Annotated in this window: 21 protein-coding genes, 1 tRNA gene and 1 pseudogene; 10 read left to right on the forward strand and 13 right to left on the reverse strand. The window is 37.6% G+C overall.

The features are described 5' to 3' along the window. Positions 1-207: 207 nt before the first annotated feature. Positions 208-660, forward strand: a complete 453-nt coding sequence (locus H6F47_RS19505) for an EVE domain-containing protein (protein WP_137666199.1) — start codon at positions 208-210, stop codon at positions 658-660. 111 nt (positions 661-771) lie between these two features. Continuing rightward, entirely contained in the window at positions 772-1,005 is a 234-nt protein-coding gene (locus tag H6F47_RS19510) for a DUF3134 domain-containing protein (RefSeq protein WP_096566699.1), read from the forward strand. Between the two features lie 113 nt (positions 1,006-1,118). Here H6F47_RS19510 and H6F47_RS19515 read toward each other — a convergent pair whose 3' ends face one another. Beyond that, positions 1,119-2,531 (reverse strand): 1-acyl-sn-glycerol-3-phosphate acyltransferase, encoded by a 1,413-nt coding sequence (locus tag H6F47_RS19515; RefSeq protein ID WP_190650587.1) that lies wholly within the window; start codon positions 2,529-2,531, stop codon positions 1,119-1,121. Between the two features lie 318 nt (positions 2,532-2,849). On the opposite strand from H6F47_RS19515, the gene H6F47_RS19520 reads away from it, so the two are divergent. Beyond that, on the forward strand, positions 2,850-3,482 hold the full coding sequence (locus tag H6F47_RS19520) for a class I SAM-dependent methyltransferase (RefSeq protein WP_190650589.1): 633 nt from the start codon (positions 2,850-2,852) through the stop codon (positions 3,480-3,482). Position 3,483: 1 nt separating this feature from the next. On the opposite strand, the gene H6F47_RS19525 is transcribed toward H6F47_RS19520, so the two are convergent. After that, a tRNA-Ala gene (locus H6F47_RS19525) sits at positions 3,484-3,556 on the reverse strand. Between the two features lie 106 nt (positions 3,557-3,662). Here H6F47_RS19525 and H6F47_RS19530 point away from each other — a divergent pair. After that, complete coding sequence (locus H6F47_RS19530; protein WP_137666196.1) at positions 3,663-4,568, forward strand: rhodanese-related sulfurtransferase; 906 nt, start codon at positions 3,663-3,665, stop codon at positions 4,566-4,568. Between the two features lie 257 nt (positions 4,569-4,825). Here H6F47_RS19530 and H6F47_RS19535 read toward each other — a convergent pair whose 3' ends face one another. From H6F47_RS19535 to H6F47_RS19550, 4 genes are all read right to left on the reverse strand, one after another. Further along, the gene (locus H6F47_RS19535; RefSeq protein ID WP_137666195.1) at positions 4,826-5,512 is read right to left on the reverse strand and encodes a Crp/Fnr family transcriptional regulator; all 687 of its coding nucleotides are present in this window, start codon (positions 5,510-5,512) and stop codon (positions 4,826-4,828) included. A 54-nt stretch (positions 5,513-5,566) separates the two neighbouring features. Continuing rightward, a complete protein-coding gene (locus H6F47_RS19540) occupies positions 5,567-5,890 on the reverse strand; it encodes a type II toxin-antitoxin system RelE/ParE family toxin (protein ID WP_242027446.1) in 324 nt (107 codons plus the stop codon). Between the two features lie 3 nt (positions 5,891-5,893). Further along, entirely contained in the window at positions 5,894-6,160 is a 267-nt protein-coding gene (locus H6F47_RS19545; protein WP_190650591.1) for a prevent-host-death family protein, read from the reverse strand. A gap of 147 nt (positions 6,161-6,307) precedes the next feature. Continuing rightward, complete coding sequence (locus H6F47_RS19550; RefSeq protein WP_190650593.1) at positions 6,308-7,438, reverse strand: hypothetical protein; 1,131 nt, start codon at positions 7,436-7,438, stop codon at positions 6,308-6,310. A 223-nt stretch (positions 7,439-7,661) separates the two neighbouring features. Here H6F47_RS19550 and hcp point away from each other — a divergent pair, with 223 nt between their 5' ends. Beyond that, the gene (hcp, locus tag H6F47_RS19555; protein WP_190650595.1) at positions 7,662-9,296 is read left to right on the forward strand and encodes a hydroxylamine reductase; all 1,635 of its coding nucleotides are present in this window, start codon (positions 7,662-7,664) and stop codon (positions 9,294-9,296) included. Positions 9,297-9,357: 61 nt separating this feature from the next. Here the strand turns inward: hcp and H6F47_RS19560 are convergent, their stop codons facing one another. From H6F47_RS19560 to H6F47_RS19575, 4 genes are all read right to left on the reverse strand, one after another. Then, positions 9,358-9,624 (reverse strand): NIL domain-containing protein, encoded by a 267-nt coding sequence (locus tag H6F47_RS19560; RefSeq protein WP_137666192.1) that lies wholly within the window; start codon positions 9,622-9,624, stop codon positions 9,358-9,360. A gap of 191 nt (positions 9,625-9,815) precedes the next feature. After that, positions 9,816-10,643: a sulfate ABC transporter permease subunit CysW gene (cysW, locus tag H6F47_RS19565; protein WP_137666191.1), complete on the reverse strand. Its 828-nt coding sequence runs from the start codon at positions 10,641-10,643 to the stop codon at positions 9,816-9,818. Then, positions 10,630-11,499, reverse strand: a complete 870-nt coding sequence (gene cysT, locus H6F47_RS19570) for a sulfate ABC transporter permease subunit CysT (protein WP_096566719.1) — start codon at positions 11,497-11,499, stop codon at positions 10,630-10,632. Before cysT ends, cysW begins: the two co-directional genes overlap by 14 nt. A gap of 69 nt (positions 11,500-11,568) precedes the next feature. Continuing rightward, entirely contained in the window at positions 11,569-12,681 is a 1,113-nt protein-coding gene (locus H6F47_RS19575; RefSeq protein WP_096566721.1) for a sulfate ABC transporter substrate-binding protein, read from the reverse strand. A 382-nt stretch (positions 12,682-13,063) separates the two neighbouring features. On the opposite strand from H6F47_RS19575, the gene H6F47_RS19580 reads away from it, so the two are divergent. From H6F47_RS19580 to H6F47_RS19600, 5 genes and pseudogenes are all read left to right on the forward strand, one after another. After that, positions 13,064-14,143, forward strand: coding sequence for a sulfate ABC transporter substrate-binding protein (locus H6F47_RS19580; RefSeq protein ID WP_190650597.1), 1,080 nt, complete (start codon positions 13,064-13,066; stop codon positions 14,141-14,143). Between the two features lie 181 nt (positions 14,144-14,324). Further along, on the forward strand, positions 14,325-15,488 hold the full coding sequence (locus tag H6F47_RS19585) for a GuaB3 family IMP dehydrogenase-related protein (protein ID WP_096566725.1): 1,164 nt from the start codon (positions 14,325-14,327) through the stop codon (positions 15,486-15,488). 482 nt (positions 15,489-15,970) lie between these two features. Beyond that, positions 15,971-16,306: pseudogene (gene trxA, locus H6F47_RS19590) on the forward strand (thioredoxin); the annotation flags it as partial. Between the two features lie 265 nt (positions 16,307-16,571). Beyond that, the gene (locus tag H6F47_RS19595) at positions 16,572-17,642 is read left to right on the forward strand and encodes an LOG family protein (RefSeq protein ID WP_096566729.1); all 1,071 of its coding nucleotides are present in this window, start codon (positions 16,572-16,574) and stop codon (positions 17,640-17,642) included. Between the two features lie 279 nt (positions 17,643-17,921). After that, the gene (locus tag H6F47_RS19600) at positions 17,922-19,244 is read left to right on the forward strand and encodes a D-alanyl-D-alanine carboxypeptidase (RefSeq protein ID WP_190650599.1); all 1,323 of its coding nucleotides are present in this window, start codon (positions 17,922-17,924) and stop codon (positions 19,242-19,244) included. A gap of 128 nt (positions 19,245-19,372) precedes the next feature. Here H6F47_RS19600 and lptC read toward each other — a convergent pair whose 3' ends face one another. The 3 genes from lptC to H6F47_RS19615 form a co-directional block, all read right to left on the reverse strand. Then, a complete protein-coding gene (gene lptC, locus H6F47_RS19605) occupies positions 19,373-20,614 on the reverse strand; it encodes an LPS export ABC transporter periplasmic protein LptC (protein ID WP_190650601.1) in 1,242 nt (413 codons plus the stop codon). After that, on the reverse strand, positions 20,614-21,243 hold the full coding sequence (locus H6F47_RS19610) for an NYN domain-containing protein (protein WP_096572612.1): 630 nt from the start codon (positions 21,241-21,243) through the stop codon (positions 20,614-20,616). Before H6F47_RS19610 ends, lptC begins: the two co-directional genes overlap by 1 nt. A 150-nt stretch (positions 21,244-21,393) precedes the next feature. Further along, the gene (locus tag H6F47_RS19615; protein WP_190650603.1) at positions 21,394-23,241 is read right to left on the reverse strand and encodes a methionine--tRNA ligase; all 1,848 of its coding nucleotides are present in this window, start codon (positions 23,239-23,241) and stop codon (positions 21,394-21,396) included. Positions 23,242-24,132 lie beyond the last annotated feature (891 nt).

Below are 24,132 nucleotides of genomic sequence, written 5' to 3' on the forward strand. Positions count from 1 at the left end.
GTGACTGGGGACTGGTGACTGGGGACTGGGGACTGGTGACTGGGGACTGGTGACTGGTGACTGGGGACTGGTGACTGGTGACTGGGGACTGGGTAATCACTTTTATGTTTTTTAATCAGCTATTCCCTATTCCCTATTCCCTATTCCCTATTCCCTATTCCCAATTCCCTATTCCCAATTCCCTATTCCCAATTCCCAATTTAATATATGAATTACTGGTTAATGAAATCTGAACCTTCTGTCTATAGTATTCTTGATTTACAAACTCAAAAACAAACTATTTGGGATGGTGTGCGAAATTATCAAGCACGGAATTTTTTAAAGCAAATGCAAATAGGAGATTTGGCTTTTTTCTATCATTCTAATGCTGAACCTCCAGGAATTTTCGGTTTGATGAAAATAGTAGAAACTGGTATTGCTGATCCAACTCAATTTGATACTAATAGTAAATATTATGATCCTAAGTCTACTCCTGAATCTCCCCGGTGGTTAACTGTAAAGGTAGAGTTTGCCGAGGTATTTTCTCAACCGATTTTTTTATCTACACTTAAAGAAAAATTTACGGGAGATGAATTATTAGTAGTTAAAAAAGGTAATCGTTTATCAGTAATTTCTGTAGGAGAATCTGTAGCAAAAAATATTTTAGCCATGAATAATTAATTATGCAAAAAATAGTTTATAATTAAAGCACAACTAAATTGTTGTTAAGAAATTAGACCTTATACGGACAAAATTTTTAGGCAATATATAGGCATATAGGCAATATATTTTATGCTCAACGGACCACTACATGAACAACCCCGCAACCAAAGAGCTACAGTAATTCGTACCAGTAATGAATTTATACTGCTGGAATGGTTAAAATCAACTGGTCGTCTAATAGCGCGTGAACATATAGAATCTGACCTGACCAGTGACGTTGAAGAAGAAATTTCCGAGATTATCGACCTCGACGATCTGGCTTATGATAATGATGATGATACAGGTTTAGATTTGGAAGACTAGGTTTGTCATAAAATCACGCAAAGATACCAATAAACTTATTTGAGTCTTTTTTGAGTCTTTGCGTTTACCCTGGGGATATCCTGACAGAAATTGCGTAAGCTTTTAATCTTTTTTTAATCTTTAATCAACTGCTGCAAAGCTGCAAATAAATCCTTTGTTAAATCACTCACACCTTTTCTAGCAGCTTGTTTATTTCCCTGACATTTTTCCCATCTTTCTGTTACGGAAATTGGTTCACCGACAGTAATCATCGCTTGTTTTAAACCTAAACGTGGTCTTCCAGGTAAAGTCGAATCTTTAATTCTAGACAACATATCAAACATTAATAAAGTCGTTTCTGCAAACCTATCAGCTGTCGGTTTTTCTTGAATATAATTAGCTGTCACCGCTACAAAACTTTCGGCTATTCGGATATGTTGCATTCGCAAATCTGCTTCCTGGGCTACCCAGTCAGCCAGACCACGTTTAAAAGGTGGTAAACTATTGATATCCTCGATATCATCACGATAAATATAATTCCAACCGGCTTCTTCTAACCGCCGACATCTATCAATAAAATTACCTTGTGCCGTCACATTAAAATATTTTTCAGCCACCTGTAAAGCTGTATCCATTAAATTTCCTAACCTATTAATTAAAACCTGATTAGGGTTAGCTGTTTCTGCACAAATAATTACTGGTAAATCTCGATGATAAAAACGCCGATAAAAGTCTTCCATTTCCGTAATTAAATATTCTGCTAAACGAAAAAGTCGCTGATATAAAATTTCTTCCCTATTCTTGCCAGTGTAACTAATTTCCGCCACTGGTAAACCACTATCAGCTTCTAATTTTGATATTAGCCATTCTATTTTTTCCCAAGGTGGGTTAACATAACTATATTTAATACCAATAGGAATAATAAAAACCGTTTCTGGGCGGTTAGCTTTTTGCAAATCTTCCACACACCAAAAACTTATTTGTGCTACACCAGGTTCTAAAGGACTGACTATTCCACTATGACCATTTGTACCACCTTCAGGAGCGATCGCAATAGGCATTTCTGCATTGACAAATAAATTTCTTACCATTTGAATTGCATTTCTATCTACTTTTCTTCCCCTACGAACTGGTACACCACCGCAGCGAGAAAATAACCATCCTAACCAATTTCCCGCCCATAAAGTCATGCCTCTTTCATACATAAAATGACTATGAACAGGATATTTTAAATCAATGCCTTTTTCCCGCGCTACCTTGGGAACAATGCGAGAAAGCAAATATAGCATTGTTAAAGGATCTTCAACTTCTGGATGACGAAAAGCAATTAAAAATCTAATTTTACCCTCTTGAAATTCATGATATAATTTAGCTAACACTTCGGCGTTTTCAGCTTCTATGTTCACAATACCAGCAGGTAGCCAAGGTCTAGTTCTCACCCGTAAAATAAAAGGGAGAAAAAAAGACATCACCTTGAGTACCAACGGTTGAAAATTTGGGGGAATAAATTTTAATGGTGGTTGGGTGGAATGAATAGACTTAGGCAACTTTTTCTCCTGTAGTGTGGTAAAACGTAAAACAATATGAGTGAGTATTGCAAATAGTAATTTGTCCAGGTTATGAAATAAGCAAACCGCAAAGTACGCAAAGTACACAAAGGGAAGAGAATGGATAAGGGGTTTTTTATCCATGCTATGATTTTAGCAAAGTTGGATGCTCACAAATTATGTAAATAGAAAGCGAAGATCGCAATTATAATAATTTTATGTGAATATTATACAAATATGTAAAACTACAAAAAATAAAACTTCTGAAATTATCTGCGTTTATCTGCGTTCATCTGCGTTCCCTAAAAACTCAAAAACATGCACACAACCCCAGAACAAAAACAATTTGCACCCGCAACCCAACGCAACCGCGAACCCATTTTAGAGGTACTTCAACAAGTCTTACCCACAACAGGAACAATTTTAGAAATAGCCAGTGGTACAGGAGAACACGCGGTATTTTTTGCACATCATCTAGCACCGCGAAAATGGCTACCTTCTGACCCAAACCCCCTCTTAAGAGACAGTATCACAGCTTGGATGGCAGAATGTAAAAGTGATTATATTTACCCACCTTTAGATATAGATGTACAGTTACCCGTTTGGCCAGTTGAGAAAGAAACATTTACAGACTCGCCAATAGTTGCTATAGTCAATATTAATATGATTCATATTTCCCCTTGGTCAGCTTGTTCAGGACTGATGTCCGGGGCTGGACGAATTTTACCGCCAGATGGTATCCTTTATTTATACGGACCTTATAAACAAAACGGTCAACATACCGCACCCAGTAACGCTGCTTTTGATGAGTCTTTGCGATCGCAAAATCCAGCTTGGGGAGTGCGTAATTTAGAAGATGTGGTAGAAGCAGCAAAAGCTGAAAATTTGACATTGCAGAAAATTTACCAAATGCCAGCAAATAATTTATCCGTTGTCTTCCAAAAAACCTAGATGGAGGTTAGCGGACTCGAACCGCTGACATCCTGCTTGCAAAGCAGGCGCTCTACCAACTGAGCTAAACCCCCGTTTTTCAAGTCAAAATTCAAAATTAAACAAGTTCCTCTTTTTCAGAAACGAGTTAACTTTAAACTTAAAGTAAATAATATCCTATTATTCTTTTTTTGTAAACAGATGAACCCAGAAAATAACCAAGAAAATATTATAGTTGTAGCTGCGCTGTATAAATTTGTCAGTTTACCCGATGATCAAGAACTGCAAGCACCGCTGTTATCTTTTTGTCAGCAACAAGGCATCAAAGGCACAATTTTACTAGCCAAAGAAGGCATTAACGGGACCATAGCTGGTTCTCGTTCTGGGATTGATGCGGTTTTGGGATTTCTCCGTAGTGATGCGCGGTTAGCAGACTTAGAACACAAAGAATCATACACCGACACACCGCCATTTGAAAAGATGAAAGTGCGGTTAAAACGCGAAATTGTTACATTAGGAATACCGGAAGTTGACCCAAATGAAAAGGTAGGAAACTACGTCACTCCAAAGGAATGGAATGATTTGATTTCTGATCCAGAAGTAACAGTAGTTGATACCCGTAATGATTATGAAGTTAGTATAGGAACTTTCAAAAGGGCAAAAAATCCCCAAACGCAGATTTTCCGAGATTTTCCTGAATATGTAAGTAAAAACTTAGACCCGAACAAACATAAAAAAGTTGCCTTATTCTGTACTGGTGGTATTCGCTGCGAAAAAGCCACATCTTATATGCTGGCTCAAGGTTTTGAGGAAGTTTATCATCTCAAAGGGGGTATTCTGAAATACTTAGAAGAAGTCCCCAAAGAAGAAAGTTTATGGGAAGGGGAATGTTTTGTATTTGATGAACGGGTTGCGGTGCGTCACGGATTGGAAGAGGGCAGTTATGAGTTATGCTTCTGTTGTGGACATCCCATTGCTGAGGCTGATAAAACTTCACCTAAGTATGAAGAAGGTATTTCTTGTCCTCACTGTTTTGATAGTTTGACGGAGGAAAAAAGAGCAAGACAGCAGGAGAAGTGGAAGCAATATAAGTTACAGAATTTTTAAAGCTCACGCAGAGTCGCAGAGATAAAACCTCTTTCCTTTGCGTACTTTGCGGTTCGTTATTCATAAATTTTTTAAATCTCAAAAATCCAAAAATTTTTTAACTTCCTTTTTTTCGCAATAACAAGCCTCTATTCTCAATATTATTGAGAATATTATCAATAATTTTACGAAGATCGGTTATTTCAGCCATTGATATTGACATACTCTTTTTTTCTGGTATCATATATGTATGATCCAAGGGAGTCATATATTAAGCTTTAGGTACTCTTGGATGTGAGTATTTCATCAGATAACATAATTTTTGTTCCGTTCACTGTAATTTTACCCTCTTGAGTGAGTTTATAAAAAGCGCGAGAAAGGGTTTCAGGAACAGTACCTAATAAAGCAGCTAGTTGGGTTTTGGGTAAGTCTAATTCGACAACATTGATATTACCGTTTTTCTGACTTAATTTTAATAGATAATTGGTTAATCTTTCTGGAACTTCTTGGAAAGAAAGAGCATTAACCAAGTGGGTTAAATGCCTGAGATGTCGTGCAAAAGTTCCCAGCATGGCTATTGCTAAAGTGGGATGTTGTTGTAAAACCATGAAAAATGAAGTTCTGGGAATAAAGACAACTTCAGAAAATTCTATTGCTGCTGCGGATGCGGGGAAGTTTCCCCCATCAAAAGCGGGAACTTCTGCAAAGTATTCTGATATTTCAAAGATGTGTAATATTTGTTCTTTACCGTGGTTTGCTACTTTGAATACTTTGATTTTACCAGATTTAACAATAAAAAATCCCGTTGCTGCGTCTCCTTCCCAAAATAGGGTTTCGTTTTTTTTGTATGTTTGGAGAATAGCAATATTAGCAACTGCTTGGAGTTGTTCATCAATGATGTTTTCAAAGATGGGGGTTTGGTGGAGGAAGTTTTTGACTTCTAGGACTTTTTCAGTGAGAGTCATAAATAAGAGTGTATTTATTTATAGTCATACTATTTGATTTATGAACTATTATTCTTATTCCCAGTTTTCATCTATATAAGATTGGCTACTATGACGAATATGAATAATAGCAACAACATATTCTTCAACGACAAATAAAACTCGATATTTTCTTTGTTTTCCGATCCAGAGTTGCCGAACTTCAGAACCTATTGCTTTGGTTTCTGGTGCTATACTGCAACGCTTAGGAAATTTCTTTAATGATTCTATAGCATCTTCTAGTTGATAATACCAATTGTTTGCTAATTCAGGACTTGTATTATCGCACATCCAACGATAAGCTGTTTCGATTTCTTGAAAAGCAGTAGGTTGAATAATAACGTCATAATTCATGGGCATAATTCATGGGCGTGGAGGAATGTTAAATTTATTCTTTAAAGTTGCTAGAGCTTCTTCTGCTGGTATTCCTTCCCCTTGCTTAAATTCATCTAATCCTTTGCGAATACCTACTATTGCTTCTAAATAATCAATTCTTTCCAATAGTTCCTGATATGTAGCTAGGGATGCTTGTGGTGTTGTTTTGAGCGATCGCAAAAAACTTAAAACATCCTCTAGTAGTTCCTGGGGAGTATTATCAATTTCTTGTAAGAGTAATTCTTTGATGGTCATTATAGTTGATGATTAAGGTTGATACTTTGATTATAGCAATTTAATTTGTTAGTATTCAGCAGTCAGCTATCAGTAATCAGCGAATAGCAATAATTACGTGAGATTGTCTTATATATAATTTTGCCTCCCTACTTTTTAAATAATATACTATATCCAGAAATCTCTTATTCCTTCAATTCCATATTGACTAGCGTTTCCGATGTCATGATGTAATTCAAATGAGCAACATTCACACCTAACATGAATAGGCCAAGAGGATAAGATGTGAACAATTTTATCATTATAAGGATCTCTTTCATAGTCTATCTCTTTATAAATTATTAGAGAATTAACACCACACACTGGACATTTGCATATCTGATTATAATCATTATCTTTAATAACAATAAGAGCTTTGTTCTCAATTGATGATTGATATTGTAACCAAGGAATATTAACATTATAAGCTGCTCTACCTAATTCTTTAAAAAAAGCAATTTTCTCTAAATTATAAGATTCCCCTTCTTTAACTTCCTGGAAATGGTTAATAATCTCTTTAATTGGGTCTATTCCACAATCTAATTCTTCATAATTCCAGAAATTTCTACGTCCAAGATAATTTTCATGGTTTATTACTTCATCAACAAAAGGAAGGATATACCTCCCAATAAATTCGTCTAAAGCTTCATAATTAAGAATATATAAACCACGATGCCAAATTGTATTTCTTAAATTATTTAATGTTTCCAATATTTCTTTATTATCAACTATAAATGATAATTTTTCATAATAATCATTTTCTATATTCTTGATTAGAGATAAAAGTGCTGTTAAAGATTCCGAAAAGGTAATTGTTTTTAAATCTTTTTCATCTTCTAAAGATAATTCATTTTTACTAATTTTGTATTTTAAAAGTATATTTTTTTCACTAGATGGAGAAACTACAAATAAAGGATTATCATGCCTTAGAAAATTCTTTAATACTAATTCAGCAAAATGATGAAAATGAATTATACACTCTGTGTATGCTTCACAATATTTTGATAAAACTAACACTCCTACAATATCGCTATATGTTAAAAAATCTGGTAAATCTTTGTAACTATCATCAGTTATCAAATGAAATTGACCGCCATAACAATGATACGTAGAAAAGTAAGCCTCTAGCGCAATTTTTAAAGAGAGAAATGCTAAATCAACACTTTTATCACTTGCATCTTCAATATTAAAGCCATTACTGGTTATCTTTTTGAGATTTTCTAGTTTAATGTTTTTGTTATTTCGAGATTGTTGATTCATAAAATATATTATTTACTGAGTATTTACTGTGAGGTTTCATATTCAATCTTATTCTTTAGTATAGTATATTACTTTAGTTTTTGTGTTATTTAAGTTTAGTTAACTTTTAATAACTGTGTACTGAAAAAACTTTACCAAACTTTACCAATACACTTGACTTAAATCAAGGATATCCTCAATCGCAATCACTACACTGTAAGCATCAAGAGTTGAGGAACGAATTATGTTCTGTAACCAATGTGAACAAACCACCCGTGGAGATGTCTGTCATCAGTGGGGTGCGTGTGGTAAAAGTCCCGAAGTAGATGCTTTACAAGATTTATTAGTACATTGTTTACGCGGACTTTCCCAAATAGCATTACAAGCAAAATCTTTAGGTATTAATACTCGTGACACCGATGAGTTTACCTGTGAGATGCTATTTTCCACATTAACCAATGTGAATTTTACAACTTCTGATTTTATCGCTTTTGTGAATCGGGCGATCGCACTGCGTGACAGTCTGAAGTTAAAAATTCAAGCATTAGGTAATAAAGTTGTTGTTTCCAATATTAACACTTTCCAACCTGCCAGTAGTTTAACAGATCAAATTCAACAAGGTAAAGATTTAGAATTTGAATTTATCAGTCAATCTGCAAATAACGTTGATATTTTCTCTCTCAAACTTACAGTATTATATGGTTTAAAAGGTTTAGCTGCTTATGCTTTTCATGCCTTAGAATTAAATCAGCATGATGAAGGTTTATATACATTCTGCCATGAAGTTTTAGCTGATTTAGATAACCAAGATAAAACTTTACAAGATTGGTTAAACTTAGCTTTAAAAGTTGGGGAAATTAACCTGACAGCAATGCAGATTTTAGACGCAGGAAATACAGAAACCTTTGGACATCCTACACCCACACCTGTAAAATTAGGACATATAAAAGGTAAAGCAATTCTCGTTTCTGGACATGATTTATTAGCATTAAAAGCTATTTTAGAAGCAACCGCAGGAACAGAAATTAAAGTTTACACTCATGGGGAATTATTACCAGCGCATGGTTATCCAAAATTAAAAGCAAAATACCCCCATCTTTATGGACATTATGGTACAGCATGGCAAAATCAAACCCATGAATTTGAAAAATTTCCTGGTGCGATCGCCATGACTACAAACTGTCTTGTACCACCCCATGAAACTTACAAAAACAAAGTATTTACATTAGGTCCAGTGGGTTATCCTGGTTTACAACATTTGAGTATTTCTGATGTTTCACCCATCATTAATAAAGCATTAGAACTACCAGGTTTTACAGATGAAGAAAACAAAGGAATAGTAACCACAGGTTTTGCCAGAAATGCGGTTTTAGGAGTTGCAGATACAGTAATTGATGCTGTAAAATCAGGAGACATCAAACACTTCTTCCTAGTAGGTGGTTGTGATGGTGCAAAACCAGGCAGAAACTACTACACCGACTTAGTAGAAAAAGTTCCTAGTGATTGTGTAGTATTAACATTAGGTTGTGGAAAATTCCGCTTTTTTGATAAACAATTAGGTGATATTGGCGGTATTCCCAGATTATTAGATGTGGGACAATGTAATGATGCTTATTCAGTAATTCAAATTGCCGTAGCTTTAGCAAATGCCTTTGAAGTAGGAGTGAATGAACTACCATTATCAATGATAATATCATGGTATGAACAAAAGGCGATCGCTGTTTTATTAACTCTACTTTATTTAGGCATCAAAAACATTCGCATCGGGCCAACCCTTCCCGCATTCCTATCAGCAAACCTTGTCAAATTGCTATCAGAAACCTATCATTTACAACTTATCACCACACCAGAAAAAGACCTAGCAGAGTGTCTTAGTTAAACCTAGAAATAAAATAAAAATAAGCCCCCCTAAAAAAGGGGGGTTAGGGTGATATTTGATATTACCAATTACCTATTCTATCCTCATCCCAAACTTCTAACTTTAACTCTTGCAGATAACTTAAACCATTAGAAATTTGCGTTTCAGTTCCCTGTAAATCTAAATCAAACCAACCATCACTAATAGCATCCTGACCTAAAAAAGCAGCTTTGATATTGATAGTTAAACCATAATCAGAAACCAGACGAGAAATAACAGGTTCTTGATGATAATCCTTGGTAATTCTCACCCTAATTCTCTGACTTATCAAAATATTTTCATCACTCATAAAAACACCTGCCCAGCAATTTACAATCTTGATCCTATTTTCTTAATTCCAATTCTTTGAAAATTTGAAAACTCACACAAAATCCCTCTAAAACCTCTTTCCTTTGTGTCAGCGCAAAGTAAGAATTACTCCACATCCTTAATACGGATTATATTTTACCCAATCACCAATCACCAATCACCAATCACCAATTACTCCACATCCTTAATACGAGTTTTCCTCTCCAAAACTTCCTTCACCACCAAAGTTACCACCGCCAAAAATGCCAACAAAACCGCTGCCGAAAAAGCTGCTTCCGTCTCATATTGCTTATAGGCATCTTCCACAAACAAAGGCAAACTTTGGGTTTTACCAGCAATATTACCAGACACCACAGAAACCGCCCCAAATTCACCCATAGCTCTGGCATTTGTTAAAATTAAACCATAGAGTAAACCCCAACGAATACTAGGTAAAGTCACACGCCAAAAAGTTTGCCACTCATTTGCACCCAAAGTTTTCGCTGCTTCTTCCGGGTCTTTCCCAAACTCTTCCAAAACCGGAATCACTTCCCTAGCAACAAAAGGCATACTCACAAAAGAAGTAGCTAAAACCATTCCTGGAAAAGCAAAAATGATTTGAATATCATGACTTTGCAGCCAAGGACCAAACCAACCTTGTCTACCATAGAGTAAAACAATCATCAAACCTGCAACAACTGGAGAGATAGAAAAAGGTAGATCAATAATACTTAAAACAATAGCACGACCAGGGAATTTATGGCGAGCGATCGCCCAAGCTGCACACAAACCAAAAACAGTATTGATAGGTATAGAAATCACAGCTAATAATAGAGTTAACCAAGCAGCATGGAGAAAGTCCACTCTACTCAAATTCTCAAAAAATGGTCCAATTCCGTTTTTAAAAGCTTGGTAAAACACATTAATAGTTGGGATATACTGCACCAGAAATAAATAAGCAACAGCTATCCCAATTAAAACCCCTGGAACCCAACTTTGCTTTGGTTTACCTGTTGTCATATCTTCTTGCCCAAGCTTGTAATAAATTAATTGCTAAGAGTAAAACTAGAGAAATTGCCAATAAAACAACCCCTATCACCGTTGCACCTGAATAATCATATTGTTCTAAACGTTGGAAAATTAACACTGGTGCAATTAAATCTTGAAACGGTGTGTTAGAAGCAATAATTACCGTCGAACCATACTCACCCACTGCACGGGAAAAACCCAAAGCAATACCAGTTAAAATTGTGGGAAATAAAGGCGGTAAAATCACCTTTGTAAAAGTTGTCCACTGAGAAGCGCCCAAACTCCAAGCTACTTCTTCAAGTTCCTTTTCCATCTCTTGCAATACAGGTTGTACAGTCCTCACCACAAACGGCAAAGATATATAAATCATCGCTACACCTACACCCAAACGAGTAAAGGAAACTTTTATACCTAAAGGTGCAAGTAAAGAACCGATCCAACCATTATCACTATACACAGTTGCTAAAGTTAAACCTGCTACCGATGTCGGCAAAGCAAAGGGTAAATCTACGGTAGCATCAAAAATTCGCTTTAAAGGGAAATCGTACCGCACTAATACCCAAGCAATTAATGTACCAAATATACCATTAACAGCAGCAGCCAAAAATGAAGTTACAAAAGTTACATTATAAGTTGCCAATGCTAATTCACTGGTAGCAATTTCCCAAAACTTTGCAGGTGGTTCTGTACTAGCTTTGAAAAACATAGCCGCAATAGGCAGAAACAACATGAAAGCTAGGTATAAAATTGTAATTCGCCAAGTCCAAGGTAGACGAATTACTTTATCTAAAAACTCTTTGCCAATAAAGGGTTTTCTCTCCCTCTTACCGCTTGTAGATACTGCCATAAATGATGCAAAATTCCCAATTCAAAATTCCCAAAACATGAGATTAAACTGATAACTGAAACTAACTAATTACTGCTTATTTTTAGCTTGTTGAATTTGATCAAAAATAGCCCCATCAGCAAAGAATTTTTGCTGCACAGCATCCCAACCACCTAATTCTTGAACTGTACTCAAACTTTTCACTGGAGGATATTTTTCAGAAAATTCTTTGCTTTTAGCTACCGTCTCATCCACAGGTCGAAAACCAACTTTAGCAAATTCCTGTTGTGCTTCTGGGGTAAATAAATATTTGACAAATGCTTCTGCTACTTCACGAGTACCATTTTGATCAACATTTTTATCTACCACTGCCACAGGATTATCAATGGAAATATTCACATCAGGGATACTATAGTTGACCTTCAAACCTTTTTGCTGTGCCAAAATGATTTCATTTTCATAATTAATTAAAGCATCTCCTTGACCTTGTTTAAAAAAGGCATCTGTAGCTTCACGTGCATCTTTGGTCAAAACAGGCACATTATTGTAAACAGTAGTCACAAATTCAACAGCTTTTGCTTCATCTCCACTTTTAATGGCTGAATTCCACAAAGCTAAGAAATTCCACCGTGCTACCCCCGATGTTTTCGGATCAGCAGTAATCAGTTTAACATCATTTTTTGCTAAATCTGCCCAAGTTTTAATACCTTTGGGGTTGCCTTCACGAGTCACCAATGCAGCTACAGATGATGAAACAATACCATTATTGGGAACTTCTGTTTCCCATCCTGGTTGAATTAAACCTGCTTTCTCAATTTTTTGGGTATCCAATGCCAACGCTAAGTGAGTAATATCTGCTGGTAAACCATCAACAATAGCGCGAGTCTGAGAACCAGAACCGCCATAGCTTTCCTTGAATGTAACCGTTTGGTTATGCTCTTGTTGCCATTTGGCGACAAATTTAGGAATAATGGCTTTATACGCATCTCTGGTGACAGCAAAAGATACCAAAGTTAATTCTACATTTTTTGGTTTTGTCGTAGCCGAATTACCTGGAGTAGAACCACCCTCATTTGTCCCAGAGCAAGCTGCAACTGCCAAACCCAAGAATATTCCCACTACAAATAGGGATAAAAAACTTTTAAGTGAATTTACGCTTAATTTACGTTGTAATTGTTTTAGTGCGCGTTGCCACCAACTCATTTCTTTTCCTCAAAATCTACAGTTACCCGATAGGATTACGGGATTTAATGAACATAATACAAGATAATTGCAGATATGGGTTATAAACGCAAGAGTAAAACAGCACTTTTTCGATAGAAAATATGGGGATTATAGCAGATTCCGGTGACATCTCTCTTTGATCACATTTAAATATTTGCATATAAGAGAATTATTTATAACTTTACTTTATACAAAGTTTACAAATTTATTATATAAATAAATACACTTGTTTACCGATAGATTTTTTGTATTTTACGTCTTGATTTTCGCAATTGCATCTGATAAGCTCTGTTTTTATAAGCAATTACATTATTCCTATCGAATTACCGTAGTTTATTTAAGGACGAAGGAAAAATCTCCAATGACATACAATTTTGAGAAAGCAGCAAAATTTTTGCCCGTAAAAACTGCATCAACCGTAGTTTTAGCAATTACTTTTAGTACAAATACGTTATTGCCCGTATTTGCCGGGACTACAACTCAAAAGACCCTAATTAGTCAACAGAGCAAAAAAGTAGAAATTACCTTGGTGACTTACGCAGTAACAAAAGCTGCTTACAGCAAAATCATTCCGCAGTTTGTAGCCAAATGGAAACGGGAAAAAGGTCAGGATGTGGTCATTAGAGAAAGCTATGGTGGTTCTGGTTCTCAAACTCGCGCAGTCATTGATGGTTTACCAGCCGATGTAGTAGCATTAGCCCTGGCCTTGGATACCAAAAAAATCGAACAAGCAGGTTTAATTAACCGTGGTTGGGAAAAAGAAGCGCCCAACAACTCAATAATTACCCGTTCAGTGGTAGCATTAGAAACGCGTCCAGGTAATCCTAAAGGCATCAAAACCTGGAATGATTTAATCAAACCGGGAGTAAAAATAGTCACGGCTAACCCCAAGACATCTGGTGGTGCAAGGTGGAATTTTTTGGCCTTGTGGGGTGCAATAACACAAAATGGAGGCAACGAAAACCAGGCCTTCAACTTTGTGCAACAGGTATTTAGAAATGTAGTAGTATTACCTAAAGATGCCAGAGAATCAAGTGACGCTTTTTTCAAAAAAAATCAAGGTGATGTACTAATCAACTATGAGAACGAAGTAATTTTAGCAGCACAACAAGGCAAAACAGATACATCCTATGTAGTACCTTCCACGAATATTTCCATAGAAGGACCCGTAGCAGTAGTTGATAAAAACGTAGATAAACGCGGAACTCGTGAAGTATCAGAAGCATTCGTCAAATTCTTATACACACCAGAAGCCCAAAGAGAATTTGCCAAAGTTGGTTTTCGTCCCGTTAACCCCACAGTAGCCAAAGAAGTACAGAGTAGATTTCCTAAAATCAGCAAACTTTATACAGTAGCCAACTTAGGCGGTTGGGATGCAGTACAGAAAAAGTTTTTTGATGACGGTGCTATTTTTGACAAGATTCAATCTAGTAAGAGATAGGTAATAGGGAACAGGGAACAGAAGGCAAAAGTTAATATTCTTTCCCTACCTCCTCATTCCTGCCTCCTGAACTCCTGAACTCCTGAACTCCTGACTCCTGACTCCTAAATTTAAAAAAATCTCTGCCAAAATCCCCACAATTTGATACCCTAGCTTAAACAGATTTGAGAAAAATGAAAGAGTGGAAATTCAACTTGGGCGGGGAAAAATGGCTCGCCGAGCCTACGGCATTGACGAAATAGCTTTAGTCCCCGGTAACAGAACATTAGATCCGAGTCTAGCGGATACAAAGTGGAAAATTGGTAATATTGAACGAGAAATACCCATTATTGCTAGTGCAATGGATGGTGTAGTAGATGTTGGTATGGCGGTGCGTCTATCCCAGTTAGGAGCTTTAGGAGTTCTTAACCTAGAGGGTATTCAAACGCGATATGATGACCCAAATCCGATATTAGATCGCATTGCTTCAGTGGGCAAAGATGAATTTGTGGGACTGATGCAAGAACTTTATGCCGAACCGATCAAGCCCGAACTCATTGAAAAACGTATTCAGGAAATTAAACAACAAGGCGGTATTGCGGCAGTTAGTGCAACACCGGTAGGAGCAAGCAAATATGGTGAAGTAGTAGCTAAAGCTGGGGCTGATTTATTTTTTATCCAAGCTACAGTAGTTTCTACAGATCACCTTTCTCCAGAGTCTATTAAACCTTTAGACTTAGCAGAGTTTTGCCAGTCTATGCCTATTCCCGTAGTTTTGGGTAACTGCGTTACATATCAAGTCACCTTGCATTTAATGAAAGCAGGTGCATCCGCAGTGTTAGTAGGGATTGGACCCGGTGCAGCTTGTACATCCCGTGGGGTTTTAGGTGTGGGTATACCCCAAGCCACAGCAGTTGCCGACTGTGCCGCTGCCAGAGATGACTTTTATCAAGAAACGGGCAAATATGTACCTGTCATTGCCGATGGTGGTTTAATCACCGGTGGCGACATTTGTAAATGTATTGCTTGCGGTGCTGATGGCGTAATGATTGGTTCACCCTTTGCCAGAGCCGCAGAAGCCCCAGGACGGGGTTATCATTGGGGAATGGCAACTCCTAGCCCAGTGCTGCCCCGTGGTACTCGTATTCGTGTGGGTACAACTGGAACTCTAGAACAAATACTCAGAGGTCCAGCAGCATTAGATGATGGTACTCACAACCTGCTTGGCGCATTAAAAACCAGCATGGGTACATTAGGAGCAAAAGACCTAAAAGAAATGCAGCAAGTAGAAGTAGTTATTGCTCCCTCTCTGTTGACAGAAGGCAAAGTTTACCAAAAAGCCCAACAGTTGGGTATGGGTAAATAAATAGGTGATTGGTGACTGGTGATTGGTGATTGGTGATTGGGGACTGGGGACTGGGGACTGGGGACTGGGGACTGGTGACTGGTGATTGGTGACTGGTGACTGGTGACTGGTGATTGGTGACTGGTGATTGGTGACTGGTGACTGGTGACTGGTGACTGGTGACTGGGAAGAATAATATGTTACTTCCTATTCCCTGTTCCCTGTTCCCTGTTCCCTGTTCCCTGTTCCCTCAAACAAAAATTTTTTCCCAGCAAACCTAAACAATCACTGGAAAAATCCCAACTGTAGCCTACAATAGAAATAGCGGAGACAAATGTTTCCGTTCACTCCTCACACCACACTCCGCCCGGACTAATGTTCGGGCGGTTCCTTATAATTATCCATAAATTCCATAGCTTCTTTGCAAATGTACATCCTTCACTCCCAAGCTGATGTTTTTGCTATGGTAGAATTTTCACTAAACTCATAAATATAATAGGCAAAGGTTGTTAGGAATGTCAGCAGCAGCACAAGTTACAGATTCTAGTTTTAAGCAGGAAGTACTAGATAGCGAAGTACCCGTTTTAGTTGACTTCTGGGCTCCCTGGTGCGGTCCTTGTCGCATGGTGGCTCCTGTGGTTGAGGAAATCGCCAGTCAGTATGAAGGTCAACTCAAGGTAGTGAAAGTTAACACTGATGAAAACCCTCAAGTTGCCAGTCAGTATGGTATCCGCAGCATTCCCACATTAATGATTTTTAAAGATGGACAAAAAGTGGATATGGTAGTTGGTGCTGTGCCTAAATCTACCTTGGCTACCACTTTGGAAAAACATCTTTAAACCTCAACTGCTTACAAATTTAATTGATTTGTCGTGTTTTAGGTAAGTATTTGTTAATTGGTTTCTGAGGCGCAAAGTTTGCGTCTCTAGAAAACTTTCTGCACAACAAAACAGACAATTTGCAATTGATGATTTTTGGGGAACCCGGAAAAATCTTGACCCTATGACCACCTAAATTATACAAACCCCTTTTGGGTAAATGTTTCCGCTTGCGGCAGCGTAGGTAGTTCACATAAAATATAATGCCATTGTTGTGGCAGTTCTCATGACCTCTCAAGAGTCCTTTGAAATACTAGAGTCCCTCCAAGCTGATATTGCTGAATTAATAGATCGTCTACCGACCTTAAAACATCGGCAATTTATCCAGCAGGCACTTGCTACCATAGTTCGTTTAGCTGATAGTGAAATTGATCGTCTTGATTGGAAGATACTGTCTGCGGCTTTAGCAGATATGGAAAGAGGCTTTCAACTCTTTTATGATTATCGACACACTCGCAAAGTTACTATCTTTGGTTCTGCTCGTTTAGCACCAGAAACCCCTGATTACCAAATGGCAGTTCAATTTGCTCGCGCTGTATCTCAACTAGGATTTATGGTGATGACAGGTGGTGGTGGTGGTATCATGCAAGCTGGCCAAGAAGGTGCAGGAAGAAACAATTCTTTTGGTTTAAATATTCAGTTACCTTTTGAGCAACAGGCTAACCCTTTTATTGAAGGTGATCCTAAACTCATTCACTTTAAATATTTCTTTACCCGCAAACTCTTTTTGCTCAAAGAAAGTGATGCTGTAGCTTTGTTTCCCGGTGGTTTTGGCACTCAAGATGAAGCTTTTGAATGTATGACATTAAGCCAAACAGGTAAATTCGGTCCTGTTCCTGTGGTTCTCATCGATCCTCCTGGTGGTGATTATTGGCACTCTTGGAGTAAATATATTGATGAGCAATTGGTGGCAAAAGGTCTTGTGAGTCCAGAAGATCCTAGTCTGTACACAGTTACAGATAATCTAGAGGTGGCTTGCAATGCCATTACCCGTTTTTACCAAGTTTATCACTCTAGCCGCTACGTAGGTGATCTATTGGTGATTCGTCTCAGACACGAGTTATCAAATGAATTGGTGGAACAATTAAATAATGAATTTAAAGACATTCTGGTTCAAGGCAAAATTGAAAAAAGTCAGGTATTACCTCAAGAAGGTCAAGATGAAACCTCTGATTTACCCCGCCTTGTTTTATACTTCAATCAAAGAGATTTGGGGCGTTTGTATCAGATGATTGCAGCGATTAATAAGTTAGGTATTCCTACCCCAGAGGAAACAGCCCATCCAGAAAGAAAGTAATTTGGTGATTGGTGATTGGTGATTGGGGACACTTCGACAAGCTCAGTGCATCGCTGGGGACTGGTGATTGGGGACTGGTGATTGGATAAAAATAACTAATAACTAATAACTAATAACTAATGACTAATGACTAATGACTAATGACTAATGACTAATGACTAATGATTGAGTTTTCCTGGTGGCAAGTTTTCCAGATAGTAAGAAGTGGAATTAAAAGGCATAATATGCCAACACTGCAAACAATTATTAGATATCTGAAAAAAGATAGAGGAATTAAATATGCTGGAATTATTAGGTTCAGGTTTGGTTTCACTTTGGCTCGATATGGCTGGAGTCAAAATCCAACCTGTAAATGCTTTACAAGCATTGGCTTGGCAAAGTAGTCCTGGCTTTGTTATTGCACCTGATCCCAACCCAGCCGGAGCTATGACAGTACAGGAATATCTCAAGGAGTTGATGACTTCTAAGCTGGTAACGGAAAATCTGATCCAGCAACAGGGAGTTTGGTTGCAGTCGGGTCCGATGTTAATGGCTAATCACCAAGGTACAATTCCTCTACCCGCAGCATCTTTAACTAAGGTGGCCACTTCATTAGCAACTTTTACAATTTTGGGACCAAACCATCAATTTGAAACTTTGATTAGTGCTACAGGTCCTATAGTTAATGGGGTAGTACAGGGTGATTTGGTGATTACTGCTGGTGGTGATCCGATGTTTGTCGGAGAGGAAGCGATCGCTGTTGGTAATGCTCTCAATAAAATCGGTATTAAGCAAGTCAAGGGAAATTTGGTAATTACTGGCAATTTTGCCATGAATTTCTATACTAATCCTACCGCAGCAGGTCAATTACTCAAACAAGCTTTAAACCACAAAAGTTGGAATCGTTCAGTAATTTACCAATATTCCCGAATGCCCAAGGGAACACCTAAACCCCAAGTAGTAATTAATGGTACGGTACAGGTGACAGCACAACCTAACCCTAAACAAACTTTACTGGTACGTCATCTTTCTTTACCCCTACATCAACTCATTAAAGAGATGAATGTTTACAGTAACAACGACATAGCTGAGATGTTAGCTCAATCAGTGGGAGGGGCAAATGTAGTTAAATCTACTGCTGCTCAACTAGCTATGGTTCCACAGTCGGAAATTCAATTAATTAATGGTTCTGGTTTAGGAAGAGAAAATAAAATTTCCCCTAGAGCCGTCTGTGCTATGTTTATGGCACTACAACGCCAAGCATCCGCCCACAATTTGACCTTAGCTGATTTGTTCCCTACCTCTGGCTTTGATAATCGTGGCACAATGCAGTTTAGAAGTATGCCCTCGGCAACTGTGATGAAAACTGGAACTCTCAGCGATGTCAGTGCTTTAGCAGGAGTTTTACCCACACGCGATCGCGGTTTAGTCTGGTTTGCTATTATCAATCGCGGTTACAATGTCCCCAGTTTTCGCTCTGAACAAGATCAGCTTTTACAACATCTGGTGAAACAATTACAAGTATATACTGGTATTCCTACAGCCCTGACTCCCCATTCACCTAAAAATTCTTTACCAAAATTAGGTGTACCCAGTCGTAATGAAATTGTTTATAGAGGTTAGTCATTGGTAATTGGTAATTGGTAATTGGTAATTGGTAATTGGTAATTGGTAATTGGTAATTGGGAAAAATAAAATTGATTACCCAGTCACCAGTCACCAGTCACCAGTCACCAGTCACCAGTCACCAGTCACCAGTCCCCAGTTTGGGGAATAATTTCTGTGATGACTCTATTACCCGAACCACCACCTTTAACAACAATATTTTCTGTTTCCAGATTACCGACTGCTGTTGTACCTTGAAAGTTTAATGGTGGTTCAACTTGACGATAAACTACATTTCCCTGTGCTTCTAATAATTTTTTCTCTAAATACCAAGTGAGTTGATTTGATTTTAAAGATTGACTCTTTTTGCCCACGGCATTTACATTGCCTGTTAAATAAACTGTTTTTTCTGGTATTTTCATTTCTGCTTTATTGCCAGTTACAGTGACATTTTCAGCTTGATGAACCACACGCACAGGGGCATTTGTTCTCACTATTTCTTGGTTAATATTCCAAGTCATTGAGTTACTAATTATCTGCATCGGTGGATTTAGTAACTGTAATTGGCCTTGGGGTTTAAGAGTAGCAACTTTAGTTTTTAGGTTGACTTCAGCACCATTTCCTCTACCACGATCAGTTATTTTATTATCTTGATAACGGTCAATTTCGATAGGGCGATCGCCAATTAATTTTTCTTCTTTAAGAAGCCAAACTAACTGCTCAGTTCGCATTTGTAATTGCGGATCACCTGATATAGCAACGACTTTTCCCGAAAATTCTATTCGCTGTTCACGGGTTTTTACTCTTGCTTCCTGTGCTGTGGCTTTTAATTGTTTATGATTACCATTAAATTGATTACGAACAATCAATAAATCTTCTTCAGGTCGCCATTCTAATTCATTACCTTGTAATACTACTCCATTCCGTGGATCTATAGCCAGAATTTTACCTTTGAGTAACAGTTGTTTACCATCTTGCTTAATATCGGCTGTTTCGGCTTTAATTGTATAAACTATTTGGCCATCTTGATAAAGTTCGCCTTGGGGATTTTGGGCTTCACCAATTTCTGTTTCTTTGGTATACTTGGCTTGTTGAGCTTGGACTTTCCAAATAGGTCTACCTTCTTCATCAAACTGTTCTAAAGCCACACCGAAAAAAGTTAACTTACTATCTGTATTTTGGTTAGCTGAACTTTCCTGTTCTGGTTTTACAGAAGATGGATTTCCGCAAGAATATAAGCCAAGTAACAATAATAAAATTAAAGACACATAAGAGAAATTTCTCAGCATTTGTAAAATATAAGAATAGAAGCGGGGGGAGTGAGATTTACTTCCCCTCTGAAGTTGTGAACATTCTCTCCGCTGATTCCCGCCTTGTGGATTTTGCATTATTCTGGAATTTCTAAATGTCCTTGACTATCTCTAGGATCGTCCAAGAATCCCATACTAGATAATGGTCGATAGGGATAACCTGGACGGGGTGTTTTTTGAATATCTTCCTTGATAGCTTCTAAATCAATATAGCGATCGCTCACATTAATTAAGCTATCACTGGTCATCGATCTTAAACTCACCACTTCAACCCTGACACCCCGATAACTGACAGAATTTACAGCATAAGCCAAATCGCCGTCACCACTCACCAAAACTGCGGTATCATAGGAATCGACTAACGCCATCATATCCACAGCTATTTCCACATCTAGGTTAGCTTTTTTTGAGCCATCCGGTAACTGCACCAAATCCTTAGCAATGACTCGATAACCATTGCGACGCATCCACAACAAAAATCCCTGCTGTTTCTCATTTGTGCGGTCTACACCAGTATAGAAAAAAGCCCGCAATAGTCGAGAACCTCCAGTTAATCGACACAAAAGCTTAGTATAATCAATTTCGATTCCTAACTGTAAAGCCGCATAAAATAAATTCGAGCCATCAATAAATATCGCCACCCGACCCCGATTTTCTAAAACCTGTTCCGGCGAAAAAATCGAGTCATTTTCCAAATTATTCAACATCATTGTCATACCTCGGTTGTTATCCATGTTATTGCCGATAGAAATCATTAACTTTTACACTCTTGCTAGATTGGCTTATGATAAATTCCGGGGACAACAAACAAAGTAGGCCCCCGATTCGGTTTTTACACTCAATCAAAATGGAAAGTGTTAATTGTTTTTTGGTAGTTCTATCCGTTTAAAAATTGGTTGAGGTGTACCCAACTGTTGTTTATCTGATAGTACGCCCCATGTTGCATGGGTAGTAAAAGGCGCAACCATTGAACTTTCTTTTTGATTGTTAAAATTGATTCCCCAGCCTAGTTGCTGATAAATATCGCTGCTAATGTTGGGAATAATTGGGGAAAGGAGATAAGCTGCTAGTCTTACTGATTCAAGAACCGTATACAGCACCGCTTCCACTTCTTCCTGTTTTCCCTGTTTATATAATGTCCAAGGTGCTTGTTCATCTATAAACTTATTGCTGGCTTGAACTAATGACAACACAACGTGGCAAGCTTCATTGAAAGCTAAAGCTGTATAATATTGTTTCACCTGTTCCCCCAGCCCTAAACCAATCGCTTTTAAAGCATTCTCAGTGGGAATAACTTCTGGAGCGATTGATGGAACTTTACCAGCGCAGTATTTCTTCACCATGTTCAAAGTGCGATTCAACAAATTACCTAAATCATTGGCCAAATCTGCATTGAGAACATTAATGAACCTAATTTCATTAAAATCTCCATCCTTGCCAAATTCGATTTCCTTAAGGAAGTAATAACGAACGGCATCACTACCATAACTTTCAACTAAGGCTACAGGATCAAGGGTATTACCCAGAGTTTTCCCCATCTTTTGACCATCTTTAGTCAAAAATCCATGGCCAAATACTCTTTCCGGTAATGGTAAACCGGCTGACATCAGCATTGCTGGCCAGTAAACTGCATGAAACCGCAATATATCTTTACCAATCAGATGGAGATTGATCGGCCACCATTTTTCTAAAGCATTCGCTAAAGTTGGTTCTGCATCTGGTTCTAATAATGCGGTTACATAACCCAGCAGAGCATCAAACCACACATAAAGGGTATGTTGAGGCTTAAAAAACTCATCTTTGGCTTGAAAATAGTTAGTTAGAGGATCTTCATTACCTGTTTCCTGCCAGATCTCATAAGCACGTTGTTTGATATTTTCTTCTGTCAATCCTGTCTCAAGTTCATATTTAGCTTGGAAGTAGTTAGTTAGAGGATCTTCATTACCTGTTTCCTGCCAAATCTCATAAGCACGTTGTTTGATATCTTCTTGAGAGTGAGTACGTTGTAATTTACGTACCTTACTTGCCCCAGGTATAGGTACAGGAAAACCCCAATCCAGATTTACCCGCGAAATCGAAAAATCCTGTAAACCTTGACTGACAAAACTGAGGACTTCATTACGGCGACTGGCAGGTTGAATAAAATCTGGCCTAGACTGGTAAAATTCCTCTAGCTGGGTTTGATACTTGGATAACCGGAAAAAGTAATTTTGCTCGTCTCGCCACTCTACTTCTTTGGTAGTATGAATAGGGCAGCGTTTGCCGTCTAACAGTTCTCGTTCTTCTTTAAATTCTTCACAGGATACGCAGTACCAGCCTTTTTGTTGTCCTTGGTAAATGTCGCCATTTTCCCAAACTCTTTGGAAAAATTCTTTTACAATTGCGTGATGGTTTAAAGCGGTAGTGCGACTAAAGCGATCATATTGAATATTTAGAACCTGCCACAAGTTGATGAAACTCGGTACTATTTGATCACAAAATTCCTGTGGTGGTTTTTCTAAACTTGCTGCTGACCTCTGAATTTTTTGCCCATGTTCATCTGTACCGGTAATCAGCAGTACCTGATTTCCTAACAAGCGTTGAAATCTGGCTACTACATCCGCTGCCATTGTGGTGTACGCACTACCAATATGGGGAACATCGTTTACATAGTAGAGAGGTGTAGTCAGGGCAAAGGTTTTTGAAGTTTTATTTTCTAGATTCATAGGAATTAAAAAACAAATTATTAAACAGTTTTGTTGCTTAGTTGCTCCTGTAAAGCCAGGTAATTATATAATATTGCCACTATTTTTTTCAAACAATATCTTAATCTTAGCAAATTTATTACCTTAATCATTGTTTTGCCATATCTAGAAATTCTACTCATTGATCCTCAAATCACTGGAAATAGTTGTTGTTAATCATGTTGTAAACTGTTTATTCCTCAGTTGTGATCATCCATTCAACAAACCAAAATTCAAAAAAGCAAGCTAAATCTGTAATTTATACATTGCTCAGTGATAGTGCCTCTTATTGTTAACCATAGATGTGACAGTTGAAAGTAAAGAAATGTAAAAATCACATCAAGAAAAAATACGATATTTTTCACAAAAGATACAGTAACTAATGGGATAATTAATTGGTGCTGGGAACTGACTGGTTAAGGCAATTTTAGTTTTTAGTGTGGAGATTTGAGGCTGTAGTCAGAGAAATAAAATCTCAATACAATCTAAAATCTAAAATTTAAAATCTAAAATTGAATCACCAATTAACAATTACCTAGCTTGAGCGAGTTTGTGAAGGATCGGTTAAGCGATTTCACTTATTTATATATAATTCATTCAAACTTCACTAAAATCTGTAATCATAGTTTCAGACTTGGCCGATTTTTATCTCGAAAAGCTGATTTTAGTCATTAGTTAGTAGTCATTAGTTAGTAGTCATTAGTTATTAGTTATTAGTTATTAGTCATTAGTTATTAGTCATTAGTTATTAGTCATTAGTTATTAGTTATTTTTACCCAGTCACCAGTCACCAGTCACCAGTCACCAGTCACCAGTCACCAGTCACCAGTCACCAGTCACCAGTCACCAGTCACCAGTCACCAGTCACCAGTC

It is taken from the genome of Sphaerospermopsis sp. FACHB-1094 (assembly GCF_014696195.1).
Classification (GTDB): Bacteria; Cyanobacteriota; Cyanobacteriia; order Cyanobacteriales; family Nostocaceae; genus Sphaerospermopsis; species Sphaerospermopsis kisseleviana.